General features: G+C 64.6%; 14 protein-coding genes. 6 read left to right on the top strand and 8 right to left on the bottom strand.

Translation table 11 applies throughout. From position 1 onward, the window contains the following. Positions 1-39: 39 nt before the first annotated feature. Positions 40-1,167, top strand: coding sequence for a hypothetical protein (locus tag HBA99_RS03350; protein ID WP_420063455.1), 1,128 nt, complete (start codon positions 40-42; stop codon positions 1,165-1,167). On the opposite strand, the gene HBA99_RS03345 is transcribed toward HBA99_RS03350, so the two are convergent. Beyond that, positions 1,164-1,592, bottom strand: coding sequence for a DoxX family protein (locus HBA99_RS03345; protein ID WP_030094214.1), 429 nt, complete (start codon positions 1,590-1,592; stop codon positions 1,164-1,166). The genes HBA99_RS03350 and HBA99_RS03345 overlap by 4 nt on opposite strands. Positions 1,593-1,684: 92 nt before the next feature. Between HBA99_RS03345 and HBA99_RS03340 the strand changes: the two genes are divergently transcribed. Both HBA99_RS03340 and HBA99_RS03335 read left to right on the top strand, forming a co-directional pair. Next, positions 1,685-2,692: a hypothetical protein gene (locus tag HBA99_RS03340; RefSeq protein ID WP_420063466.1), complete on the top strand. Its 1,008-nt coding sequence runs from the start codon at positions 1,685-1,687 to the stop codon at positions 2,690-2,692. 19 nt (positions 2,693-2,711) lie between these two features. After that, on the top strand, positions 2,712-3,530 hold the full coding sequence (locus HBA99_RS03335; RefSeq protein ID WP_070951573.1) for a maleylpyruvate isomerase family mycothiol-dependent enzyme: 819 nt from the start codon (positions 2,712-2,714) through the stop codon (positions 3,528-3,530). On the opposite strand, the gene HBA99_RS03330 is transcribed toward HBA99_RS03335, so the two are convergent. Then, a complete protein-coding gene (locus HBA99_RS03330; RefSeq protein WP_070952348.1) occupies positions 3,520-4,788 on the bottom strand; it encodes a M18 family aminopeptidase in 1,269 nt (422 codons plus the stop codon). The genes HBA99_RS03335 and HBA99_RS03330 overlap by 11 nt on opposite strands. Before the next feature lie 42 nt (positions 4,789-4,830). Here HBA99_RS03330 and HBA99_RS03325 point away from each other — a divergent pair, with 42 nt between their 5' ends. Then, entirely contained in the window at positions 4,831-5,838 is a 1,008-nt protein-coding gene (locus HBA99_RS03325) for a Dyp-type peroxidase (protein ID WP_070923412.1), read from the top strand. Beyond that, on the top strand, positions 5,835-6,632 hold the full coding sequence (locus HBA99_RS03320; RefSeq protein ID WP_070950211.1) for a family 1 encapsulin nanocompartment shell protein: 798 nt from the start codon (positions 5,835-5,837) through the stop codon (positions 6,630-6,632). Before HBA99_RS03325 ends, HBA99_RS03320 begins: the two co-directional genes overlap by 4 nt. Positions 6,633-6,717: 85 nt before the next feature. On the opposite strand, the gene purQ is transcribed toward HBA99_RS03320, so the two are convergent. Continuing rightward, a complete protein-coding gene (gene purQ / locus HBA99_RS03315) occupies positions 6,718-7,392 on the bottom strand; it encodes a phosphoribosylformylglycinamidine synthase subunit PurQ (protein WP_070951574.1) in 675 nt (224 codons plus the stop codon). Further along, positions 7,389-7,628: a phosphoribosylformylglycinamidine synthase subunit PurS gene (gene purS / locus HBA99_RS03310; protein WP_030094207.1), complete on the bottom strand. Its 240-nt coding sequence runs from the start codon at positions 7,626-7,628 to the stop codon at positions 7,389-7,391. Before purS ends, purQ begins: the two co-directional genes overlap by 4 nt. A gap of 51 nt (positions 7,629-7,679) precedes the next feature. Here purS and HBA99_RS03305 point away from each other — a divergent pair, with 51 nt between their 5' ends. After that, positions 7,680-8,330: an MBL fold metallo-hydrolase gene (locus HBA99_RS03305; RefSeq protein WP_070923414.1), complete on the top strand. Its 651-nt coding sequence runs from the start codon at positions 7,680-7,682 to the stop codon at positions 8,328-8,330. Between the two features lie 78 nt (positions 8,331-8,408). Here HBA99_RS03305 and HBA99_RS03300 read toward each other — a convergent pair whose 3' ends face one another. The 4 genes from HBA99_RS03300 to HBA99_RS03285 all read right to left on the bottom strand — a co-directional run bounded on the left by HBA99_RS03300 (position 8,409) and on the right by HBA99_RS03285 (position 11,957). Next, positions 8,409-10,067, bottom strand: a complete 1,659-nt coding sequence (locus tag HBA99_RS03300) for an FAD-binding dehydrogenase (RefSeq protein WP_070951575.1) — start codon at positions 10,065-10,067, stop codon at positions 8,409-8,411. Between the two features lie 29 nt (positions 10,068-10,096). Next, the gene (locus HBA99_RS03295) at positions 10,097-10,513 is read right to left on the bottom strand and encodes a hypothetical protein (protein ID WP_131822808.1); all 417 of its coding nucleotides are present in this window, start codon (positions 10,511-10,513) and stop codon (positions 10,097-10,099) included. Between the two features lie 178 nt (positions 10,514-10,691). Beyond that, the gene (locus HBA99_RS03290; RefSeq protein ID WP_057966750.1) at positions 10,692-11,396 is read right to left on the bottom strand and encodes a DUF2334 domain-containing protein; all 705 of its coding nucleotides are present in this window, start codon (positions 11,394-11,396) and stop codon (positions 10,692-10,694) included. Positions 11,397-11,468: 72 nt separating this feature from the next. Then, positions 11,469-11,957 carry a glutathione peroxidase gene (locus tag HBA99_RS03285; RefSeq protein WP_030094203.1) on the bottom strand — a complete coding sequence of 163 codons (489 nt, stop codon included), beginning with the start codon at positions 11,955-11,957 and terminating at the stop codon, positions 11,469-11,471. Positions 11,958-11,978: the final 21 nt, after the last annotated feature.

Genomic DNA, 11,978 nt, shown 5'->3' with positions numbered 1-11,978 from the left:
GATTCTAACGTCGAACCCGACTTACCCTCGCTACATGCCATGCTGCCCGTACGGAGCGGCGATATCGGCAGGGTGGATAGGCCTGGCCGGATTCGCGATCATGCACAGAGCGCGCAGTTCTCCACACTTTCCGACCAGGCCCGTCATACTTGGAAAGTGCTCCGTGAAGCTTTGCTGGTCGCAGTTGGGATCCTGACGGGTTCATCGCTGCTGGCGGCCGGCGGCTGTGCGGCAGGTCAGCCCGACCCGTCTCGCCCGATCGCCCAGGCGATCAACGGCCTGCCCGGTGTGGAAAGCACCAGTCACAGCTTCTCAATCGACTGGTACGACACATTCACGGTGTACCTGGACGCCAACGTCCGGCCTGAGATCACGCCAGAACAGCTCACTGCGATCTGGGAGGTCTTCAGTCATCAGGTAGAGAAGGCCGGGGCCGGGCATGCACATGTCAACGTCCGGCTGACCATCAACGACTGCCCGTCCATCACCGCTCAGCCGGACCGTTACTGCGGTGGGATCTCCGAGACCACCGACATGGAAAGTGCCGAACCCGTGCCCAACTGGCAAGAGTGGCGGGCGCTCATCCGGGGGCACTACGGAAACGACATCCGCGTGAACACCAGCCATGTGAAGGGTCAGTCGCGCAAACAGATCACGGTGGCGTTAGCCCCATGGTCCGACGGGAAGCCGAGACAAGCCCGCGTACAAGACTTCTCGTCACTCTTCCGCCGTGTTGCCACCGACTTCCCGGGCCTGCGCGAGGCAGCATGGACCGCTACCGCCGTCGGCGGACAGGCACAGGCGCCGGCACACGGAAACGATCTGGAACTCGGTACCTCGCGCGGATTACCCACCGACGCCGAGTTCGGTCTCTGGGAAGCGCTCTCTGCCATTGCACCAGTGAAGATGAACCTCGTCAGGGAGCCGGAGACCAGCGACGAGAAGTCATTGGTCACCGTCACGCTCCCGGGCAGCGGCGAGACCGCCTGGCGAAGTGCAGCACTGAGCCAGCTGATGCTGCTCAAGGCGTATCAGCATCGGGTCAAGTACGAGGCGACGTACGGCAAGGACACGCTATCGGTCGTTGTGGGCGGGTGCTCGCCAGAGTTCGATACCGGGTTCCCGTTGCAGAACGAGCTTCGCCAGTGGTTCGAGACCTGCTCCTAGTGATCTGCCCCGATCAACACCTTCAGCAGCTCGCGCCGGCGCAGCGCCAGGGCCGCCCAGATCAACAATCCGAAGCCGATCGCGAAGACGACCGGGAACCACGCCTCCTCGTGCATGTCGATGGTGACCGCACCACCCAGGTAGGCCGTCAGCCCGACGGCGCCGAGCACCGCGGTACGCGGGATGGCGAACACGACAGTGCACGCCAGCAGCACCCAGCCGATCAGCGCCGTCTGATACGGCGGGAAGCCCAGCGCCTCCGTCGCGGTACGCGCGAACTGCGCCCCGAAGATCTTTGGTACGGCGTCGGCCAACAGGAACAGCACGATGATCGCGGTCAGCGCGAGACCAATCTTCTCCGGTGGCGTCCGGGCCGCGAATGCGGCGTTAACACTCGACACAAAACTCTTGGTCTCGGCCATCACGGGTCCCTTCTCATATCGACCCTTCAACAGTATTGATGTCGACCGACAAGGGCACCGAGGCGCACCGAGACGCCATACTCCACCCCATGGGAATGTTCGGCCGGTGCGGCGGCGCGCTTGGCGTTCTGGTGCTCAGCGTCGCATCCTTGGTCGCCGGCTGCGATTTCACCGGCTCGCGGACAGCCGACCGTATCGATGACGCGCTGCGACCGCTCGCTGGGGTGTCGTCGGTGTCCCACACCGTGAGTCGCAACGGCGGCTTCGGGCCTACCAGCGTCACCTTCGACGTCTACGTCCGCGGCGAGGCGTCCGCCGATCAGCTCTCCGCACTGACGCACGTCTTCACGGATCAGATCCACGATTCCCGCGCGTTCCGGTCCTTAACTGCGACCCTCAATGTGAGGCGCTGGCCGGAGGGCCGTCACCTGGATTCCACGATGTATGTCGAACTGCAGCCGGCGGCGGCTACCCCGGAGCCCCCGTGGCAGGACTGGCTGAAGCTCTCCCGGGGCGAATACGGATACGAGATCACGGGCTGGGCTTCGCCGTCCACCTACGACCGACCCGCCGGCACCAGCCTCGATGTCACGTTGTTCGACGGCAAGGATCGGCGGCCGGACAATATCGGCGCCACCGAATTCGCCACGGCAGTGCGCAGGCTCGGCACCGACTTCCCCGGCTCCACCAGCGACTGGGTAATCACCAACTCCTTCATCTACTCCAACGATCCACCCAGCATCCGATCGGGCCACGGTCTGCCGACTGCGGCACAACTGGACTTGTGGGAGGCCCTGGACACCATCGCGCCCGTCCACGGCGCATTCAATCTGGGCCCGCTGCCAGGCAACCGCGATCAGCCGGACCGAAATCGAATCCGGCTCAACAAGCCGGCCGGCCGAAACGTGGATCGCATTGCGGAAGAACAGCTTCAGCTGATCAGAAAGTCGAAAACGGCGACCGCGTACACAATCGACGACGCCCAGATCACGGTCCGTCCCGGACGCTGCTCCGCGGGCGTGCGGGAGCCTCAGCCTAGGACTGCCCCCGATGTGAACCTGCAGAGCGCGCTGCGCACGCAATTCGAAACCTGCCCGCGTTGACTTCTCGTAGGCTCGCACCATGACCGTCACGATCGTCGCCAAGAATCCCGTCGTCGCCGCTCTGGCCGCGGAGTGGACCGCGTTGGACGAGCTCGGCGCCACCTTGACCGATGAGCAATGGGCCGCTCCGTCGGTGCTGCCGGGGTGGACGGTCAAGGATGTCATCGCGCACGTGGTGGGTACCGAACGCCTGCTGTCCGGCGACCCGATCCCAAGCACTGATGAGGCCGTCGCCAATCTCCCACACGTCCACAATCCCGTCGGTGTCCTCAACGAACGGTGGCTGGCCTACTACCGCAAGCTGCCGCCCGTGGCGGTGCTGAACGACTTACGCAGCGTGACCAGCGCGCGCCTTGCCATCCTGGAGGGCCTGTCTCAGGAGCAGTTCAACGCTGAAACATCGACACCGGTGGGGCCGGAAAGCTACGGCCGGTTCATGCAGATCCGTGATTTCGACTGTTGGATGCACGAATTGGATGTGCGTGACAGCCTCGGGATGCCCGCACCGGCAGACCCGGTGGCAGCGACGCCGGCCCTCACCGAGCTGATCAACGCATTGCCGTTCCTGGTCGGAAAGCGAGCGGGTGCACCCCAAGGCAGCCGGATACGTTTCGTGCTCACCGGAATTGGTGCACAGAACATTGATATCGAAATCCCCGACCGGGCCCGCATCGTCTCGACGCTCTCCGGCGCGCCGGACGTGACGCTCACCGCGGACACCTGCGAGTTCGCCCGTCATCTGGGTGGGCGAGCCAGCGCGAGCCGCGACGGATTCGCCCTGGACGGTGATCCGGAACTGGGTTGGCACATCATCGCCAACCTGCGCTTCACGATGTAGCGGGCAGCTCCAGAAACGCTTGCAGCGCATCGGAGTACATCGGAACGTCGTGCGCACCCATCAGTTCACGCACCGAATGCATGGCCAGCGTGGCGGCACCGACGTCGACGGTGACGATGCCGGTGCGAGAGGCCGCGAACGGGCCAATGGTGGAGCCGCACTGCATATCCGCCCGATGTTCGTACCGCTGATATGGGACGCCGGCCCGCTCGCAGGCCAGCGCGAATGCTGCCGCACCCCGGCCATCGGTGGCATACCGAACGTTGGGATGAATCTTGATCACCGGCCCGGCATTGACGCCAATCTGGTGACCCGGTTCGTGCCGATCCGGGTAGTTGGGGTGAGTGGCGTGCGCCATATCGGCCGAGACCATGAGCGAGGCGGCCGCACGCCGCAGGAAGTCCTCTCGGGTGCCGTTGCTGGACAGCACGATCCGTTCCAGAACTGTCGACAGTAGGTCCGAGTGGGCGCCGTGACCGGACACCGAGCCGATCTCCTCATGGTCGAAGAGCGCAAGCACGATCGTCGAGCTGGACTCGGCGGCAAGGAACGCCTCCAGCCCGGCGTAGCAGCTGGCCTGATTGTCCAGACGCGGGGCACTGACCAGGCTCTCGTCGGGACCTATGAGCGCCGCGGCGGTCAGGTCGTGCGCCATGAGATCACGTCCGAGAACATCGGCCGCGGCGACCCCCAGCTGTCCGGCAATGAACTCGTCGAAGCTCTTCCCGCCGCTCCATACCGAATTCACATGCCACTGCGGGTCGATCACCCATTTCTTACGCTCCTCGGCGCTGACCATGTGAATCGCCAGATTCGGCACCCGCAGGATCGGCTGATCGATGCGAATCAGGGTGGACCGCACCGCATCTCCGTCACGCACCAGCACCCTTCCGGAGAGCCCCAGATCGCGGTCCAGCCAGGTCTGCACCCATGCCCCGCCATAGGGCTCCAGGGCAATCATGGGCCAACCCGCCTGCACGCGATCGGCGTTGGCCTTCACCCGGAGGTTCGGGCTATCGGTATGCGCGCCGATCACCCGGAAGGCCGCGTTGTCGTCTTCCATGTCGACACCGCGCCAGGCCACGATCGACCCCGACCGCACGGTGAAGTAGTCACCCGAGTGCCCCGGCCAACGCTGCGCCTCGAACAGCTCGGTGAAGCCTTCCTGACGGAGTCGCTGTGCCACTGTGTCCACCGCGTGAAACGGAGACGGTGAGGCGTCGATGAATTGGCACAGTCCTGATGCGGTCGCGGTCACGCTTCCCATGATGGCTGACTGGATTGGGTCTAGGGTCGAAGCGTGACCGATCCCGTGCCACAGCCTGTTCTGGAACCGCTGTCTTCGTCGGCCATTTTCCTGGTGGTGACTGTCGACGCGGGCGCCGAACAAGCAGTTCACGCTGCATTGCCCGACTTGTCCGGCCTGGCTAAGGCCATCGGATTCCGCGACCCGGCACGGCGATTGTCGCTGGTTACGGCAATCGGCTCGGATGCCTGGGACCGCCTCTTTTCCGGGCCGCGCCCCGCTCGGCTGTGGCCGTTTCAGGAGGTGCGTGGCGAGCGACACACCGCCCCATCGACACCTGGTGACATGCTGTTCCACATCCGTGCGAGCACTATGGACCGCTGCTTCGAGCTGGCCACGCGCATTACGGCCACGCTGGCCGGTGCCATTACCGTGGTGGACGAAGTACACGGCTTTCAGTACTTCGACAACCGGGACCTGCTGGGATTTGTCGACGGCACCGAGAATCCCGATGGTGAGGAAGCCGCGTCGGCAGCCCTCGTCGGCGCCGAGGATGCCGACTTCGCCGCGGGCAGCTACGTGCATATCCAGAAATACCTGCACGATATGGCCGCCTGGAGCGCGTTGCCGGTCGACGAGCAGGAGAAGGTGATCGGGCGTACCAAGCTCGACGACATCGAATTCGACGATGCCGTCAAACCCTCGAATTCACATGTGGCCCTGAATGTCATCGAGGACGACGAGGGCAACGAGCTGCAGATCCTGCGGCGCAACATGCCGTTCGGCGAGCTGGGGAAGGCCGAGTTCGGGACGTACTACATCGCTTACTCACGCACCCCGGATGTCACGGAACGCATGCTGCACAACATGTTTGTCGGGGATCCCCCGGGGAACACCGACCGCATCCTGGACTTCTCGACCGCGGTCACCGGCGGGCTGTTCTTCGCACCGTCCGCGGACTTCCTCGACGCTCCCCCACCGCTGCCCAGCCAGGTAGCCGCGAAATCCACTGAGTACCAAGGGTCCCTATCCATCGGCAGCCTGAAAGGAACGTCGGCATGAACAACCTGTATCGCGAACTCGCCCCGATCACGGATGAGGCGTGGACAGAGATCGAGACCGAGGCCACCCGCACCTTCAAACGCCATATCGCCGGACGCCGGGTGGTCGATGTCAGTGAGCCGGGCGGCCCCTCCAGCGCGGCGGTGAGCACCGGCCACCTGTTGGACGTGGCCGCACCCGCCGACGGCGTCCAGGCGCATCTACGCGAGAGTAAACCGCTTGTACGACTGCGCGTTCCGTTCACCATCAGCCGCTCGGCCATCGACGACGTGGAACGCGGCTCCCAGGACTCCGACTGGGACCCGGTCAAGGTGGCGGCCAAAAAGCTGGCGTTCGCCGAGGACCGCGCCATCTTCGAGGGATATCCCGCCGCCTCGATCGTCGGCATCCGTGAGTCGAGCTCGAATCCCGAACTCAAGCTCCCCGAAGATGTCCGCGAGTACCCCGACATCGTTGCTCAGGCGCTGTCGGAATTGCGTCTGGCCGGTGTCGACGGCCCGTACTCGGTGCTGCTGTCGGCTGAGGAGTACACAAAGGTCAGCGAGGCCTCCGATCGCGGCTACCCGATCCGCGAGCATCTCCGCCGGTTGGTCACCGGGGAAATCCTCTGGGCGCCGGCGATCGATGGTGCGTTCGTGCTGAGCTGCCGCGGCGGCGACTTCGATCTGCAGCTGGGCACCGATGTCACCATCGGCTACCTGTCCCATGACGCCGACAGCGTGCAGCTGTACCTTCAGGAGACCCTGACGTTCCTGGCTTACACCGCCGAGGCCTCGGTCGCACTGCTGCCCTAGACGAGCCCCGGCTCTCGCCGAATGTCGACTTTCGGAGCGCCTTACCCGCAGTTCTCAACAGAAGGTCGACATTCAGCGAAGGAAATCAGGCGCTGAGCACGGCGTCGAGCGCCGAGTAAAAAATGCCGAGCCCGTCATCGCTCGGGCCGGTCAGCGGCTCGGTCGCATGCTCCGGGTGCGGCATGAGCCCCACCACGCGGCCATTGGCCGAGGAAATCCCCGCGATATCGCGCATCGACCCGTTGGGGTTCTCGCGGTAGCGGAAGACCACCCGGCCTTCGCTCTCCAACTCGTCGAGTACCTCATCGGAGGCCACATACCGGCCTTCACCGGACTTCAGTGGCACCAGGATGTCGGCACCTTTGTCGTACCGAGACGACCACGCCGTGTTGTTGGCGTCGACGCCCAGCCATACGTCGCGGCATACGAAGTGCAATCCGGCGTTACGTGTCAATGCACCAGGCAGCAGGCCTGCTTCGCACAGCACCTGGAAACCATTGCAGATACCCAGGATTGGCAGGCCTTGTGCGGCGGCGTCAACCACGGAACGCATCACGGGAGCGAACCGCGCGATGGCCCCGGCACGCAGGTAATCGCCGTAGGAAAAGCCACCGGGCACGATCACCGCATCGACGGACTTCAGGTCGGCATCGTCGTGCCACAACGAGACCGCCTCGGCACCGGAGAGCCGTGCCGCACGGGCTGCGTCGACGTCATCGAGGGTGCCGGGGAACGTGATGACACCGATGCGTGGGGTCATTCGGACTCCCGCACGATTTCCCAGTCCTCGATGACGGTGTTGGCGAGCAGCGCCTCGGCGATCGACTCGAGATCGGCGTCACCGATCTCGCCCTCGAACTCCAACTCAAAGCGCTTGCCCTGCCGGACGTCTGCCACACCGGCATAGCCAAGGCGGGCGAGTGCGCCCACGATCGCTTGCCCCTGCGGGTCCAGGATCTCGGGTTTCGGCATGACGTTTACGACGACTCGGGCCACGGCCTGACTTTACCGTGTGGGCCCGGACACATCCCGCCTAGACTCCCCTTCATGCAGCTGACCCACTTCGGGCATTCGTGCCTGCTGGCAGAATTTCCGTCTGAAAATGGGAGCACGACCCTGCTGTTCGATCCGGGCAACTTCTCGCACGGATTCGAGGGCATCACCGGCCTGTCGGCCATCCTGATCACCCATCAGCATCCCGACCATGTGGACCTGGCACGGCTACCCGCGCTGGTCGACGCCAACCCGGGGGCGGCGCTGTACGCCGACCCGATGACGGCGGCGCAGCTGGGCGAGCCGTGGCAGGCGGTGCATGCCGGTGACAACTTCACCGTCGCGGATCTGAGTGTGCGTGGGGTAGGTGGGCAGCACGCGGTCATCCACCCGGAGATCCCGCTCATCGACAACACCTCGTATCTGATCGGCGACGCCGGCCATCCCGCGCGGCTCATGCACCCTGGCGACGCGCTCTTCACTCCCGGCGAGGAGGTCGACGTGCTGGCGCTGCCGGCGGCGGCGCCGTGGATGAAGGTGTCCGAGGCCATCGAATACCTGCGCGCGGTCAACCCTGCTCGGGCGGTGCCGATCCACCAGGGCATATTGCAGGAGGCCGCATACCCGTTCTTCTACACGCGGTTTCGCGAGATGTCTGACGCCGACTTCCAGGTGCTGCCGCACGAGGACGCGGTGGTGTTCTAGCGCCTTCAGCGCCGAAGCCGAGGTTGTGGCGGGATCGTCTCGCACATTTTCGCCAGAACCCCGGTTTCGATGAGCGCCCTAGCCGATATCCTCGGCGGCGCCCCGGCCCGCGGCCCGTCCGCTGAAGATGCAGCCACCCAGGAACGTGCCCTCCAAGGCGCGATATCCGTGCACGCCGCCGCCGCCGAACCCGGCGACCTCTCCAGCCGCATACAGGCCCTCGAAGCAACTTCCGTCGGCCCGCAACACCCGCGAATCCAGATCAGTCTCCAAGCCGCCCAACGTCTTTCGGGTCAAGATATGCAACTTGACGGCGATCAACGGACCCGCCTTGGGGTCGGTGAGGCGGTGCGGAGCCACCACCCGGACAATCCGATCGGCGAGATACCCCCGCGCGGCGCGGATGGCGGCTATCTGCGGGTCCTTGCCGAACGGGTTGGCCACCTCACGGTCGCGTGCCGTTACCTGCTGAGCGATCGTCGCGTAGTCCAGCGGGGTGACGTCCGGCAGCGCGTTCATCTTGGCTACCAGATCGGGCAGATTCGTGGCACTGACGAAGTCGACGCCCTTATCGACGAACGCCTGCACCGGCGCCGGCGCGCCGGCCTTGCCACGCCGGAGCACCCCCCGCACATCCTTGCCCGTGAGGTCGGGATTCTGCTCTTGCCCCGACAGTGCAAACTCCTTGGCGATAATCCGCGCATTCAGGATGAACCACGAGTAGTCGTGCCCGCTACGGCAGATGTGCTCCAACGTGCCCAAGGTGTCGAATCCGGGGAACAAGGGCGCTGGAATTCGAGATCCATTGGCGTCCAACCAGAGTGATGAGGGACCGGGAAGGATGCGAATCCCGTGACCCCGCCAGACCGGGTCGTAGTTGGTGATGCCCTCGGTGTAATGCCACATGCGGTCACGGTTGATCAGGTGGGCACCCGCACCAACCGAGATCCCGAGCATGCGCCCATCGACATGCGCGGGCACGCCGGTCAACAGCTGCTCCGGAACACGTCCCATCCGCTCGGGCCAGTTGGCCCGCACGAGATCGTGGTTGGCCCCGATGCCGCCACTGGTCACGATGACGGCTTGCGCACGGAACTCAAACTTTCCCACTGCTGTTCGCGAGGAAGCGATACCCCTCGCGTCGGTGGAAGGCTCCAGCACGGTGCCCCGGACACCCACGGCGGCGCCTTGTTCGACGATCAGCTCATCGACCTGGTGGCGGTAGGCGATGCGCACTTGCCCCCGGTCCACAGCGGCGAGCACGCGCCGGGCGAAGATCTCCACCAGGCCAGGCCCGGTGCCCCAGGTGATATGGAATCGCGGAACCGAGTTGCCCGGCCCCAGCGCGTCCTTACCGCCGCGTTCGGCCCACGCCACCACGGGAAATGTTTGTAACCCCCTGGCGCGCAGCCAACTTCGCTTCTCACCTGCGGCGAAGTCGACATACGCGTGTGCCCATTGACGAGGCCAGTGGTCCTCCGGCCGGTCGAAGCCGGCGGTGCCGAGCCAATCCTGTAGTGCCAGCTCGTGGGAGTCCTTGATGCCCAGGCGACGCTGTTCAGGACTGTTGACGAAGAACAGGCCTCCGAACGACCAGTACGCCTGCCCGCCCAGATTGGCGGCGTTCTCCTGCTCGACGATGACGACATTCTTGCCGCGGTCCACCAACTCACAGGCCGCCACCAATCCGGCAAGACCTGCGCCGACGACGATGACATCGGAACTCGCGTCACTCACCGGTTCACCGTAGCGGGGTCGATTGACGATTAAAAGGTCCAACTACCTTGCGGTGAAAGCACAAAGCCATGGTCGTACTGCCCATTAGTGGTGCCGATATGGAGACGACATGCGGTAAGACCCGCATCTCCAACCGCACAGGAGACATTGTCGCCCTCGAATGCCAGCACGGTGATCGTCGACATCGGCGGCAAGAGTCGGAACTCGCGATTTTCTGACGCGGGTTCCTCGCGCAGGAATTGCCCGGGGCGATCGTTCGAGGCGACCGCGGTTCGCGCCCAGTCAGGCGCGCCCGGCAAGCTCCCCCAGCACCGCGCGAATCCAGGTGGCCCGCCCTTACCGCTGTTCCAGGGGGCGAAGCGACAGCGCAATCCGTCTGGAGTGCTGAATCCTCCCGCATAGGCACGGATGTCCCCATCGCGGAAGCCGTCCCTCTCAACGCTCATACCGATTTCGCGGTACCCCGTCAGATCCACGTAATGAGGCGGGGCCGGCAAAGAAGTGCTTGAAGGCGACGGTAAGTAGGTCCTAGACGAAGGCGAGGGATCATTCCCACACGACAGCAACGCGAATGAACTCAACAGCGCACAGACCCATGCACGAAGCATGGGCAAACTGTAGCGACTAGGCCACGCTGTGCAATACCTGCTTGGGCGACCATTCATAGACGCCCGGAACCGAGCCGTGCAGCAGCGAGAGGTCGATGGCGTCGATCATGGCTTGCCGCGGACCGGGCTTACGGAGGTGTTTGGCCGAGATGGCCACACGCACCACACCGTCGCGGCGCGCGGTCCGCGCGGCCGAGAGCACCAGCATCCGGCACCACCAGGGCTCGGAGAGGAATCCCTCGCCGATACCCAGCACCCGAGCCCGCACCGAGGTGCCATGGACCAGGTCGGTGATCTCGGAAAGTCCAATATTCAGACGGAAACCGTTGCGCGGCAGCATTTCCACTGCGCCGGCCGAGGCCATCCACCCCGGTGCCGCGAACAGGCGCGTACGCAAGCCGGTCTGCTCCATCACACGGTCGGCGGCCATCAGACGCAGGTTGGCCTCGTGTGCGGGCAACGCCGCGAACTCATCGCGACGCTTCTTGGTGGCGGCCTGGTCGTATCCGTGCAGGACGATAGCATCGCCCCGCGACCGGCGTGCGGCCAGCCAGTCGACCGTCGGCTGGTCCTCCACCAGGCGGTACTTGCCCTTCAAGCGCGGGGACACGAGGAACGACAGCGGAATCGACCGCTTATCCATTTCCTCAGTAAATACAGCGATCTCGTCGAGAGTGCGATCGCAGATTCCCGACACCGATACCAGCAGCTGTCCTGCCATGCCGCCAGTGTGGCAACTCCAGATGTACGCAAGGTGTCAGACACCCCGCATCGAAAAGAACGCTCCGGCGCGCTAACCCAGCTCCTTCTCGATGGCCGCGATCACCTCGGGAGCATCCGGCACCGTCGTCGGCCGAAACCGGTTGACCACCGAACCGTCCCGCGCGATCAAGAACTTCTCGAAGTTCCACTGCACGTCCCCGGCAGTGCCTTCGGAATCAGCGGTCTTGGTGAGCTCGGCGTACAGCGGATGCCGGCTCTCACCGTTGACATCAGTCTTCTCCAGCAGCGGGAAGCTCACCCCGTAGGTGGTGGAGCAGAACGTCTGGATCTCCTCCGCCGTCCCGGGTTCCTGCCCCATGAATTGGTTACACGGCACGCCCAGCACTGTCAGGCCACGGTCGGCGTAGTCGGTGGCCAGTTTTTCCAGAGCCGCGTACTGCGGGGTGAGGCCACATTTGGACGCGACGTTGACGACCAGCACGGCGTTATCACCGAAATCGGCAAGTGACAGCTCTGCGCCGTCGAGTGCGGTCAACGGAATGGAGGCGAGATCGGACATGCTCACCACGTTACCGGTGTT

The organism is Mycobacteroides chelonae, assembly GCF_016767715.1.
Classification (GTDB): domain Bacteria; phylum Actinomycetota; class Actinomycetes; order Mycobacteriales; family Mycobacteriaceae; genus Mycobacterium; species Mycobacterium gwanakae.
The sequence above is the reverse complement of the archived record's forward strand: the minus strand, read 5'-3'. Positions and strand labels throughout refer to the sequence as shown.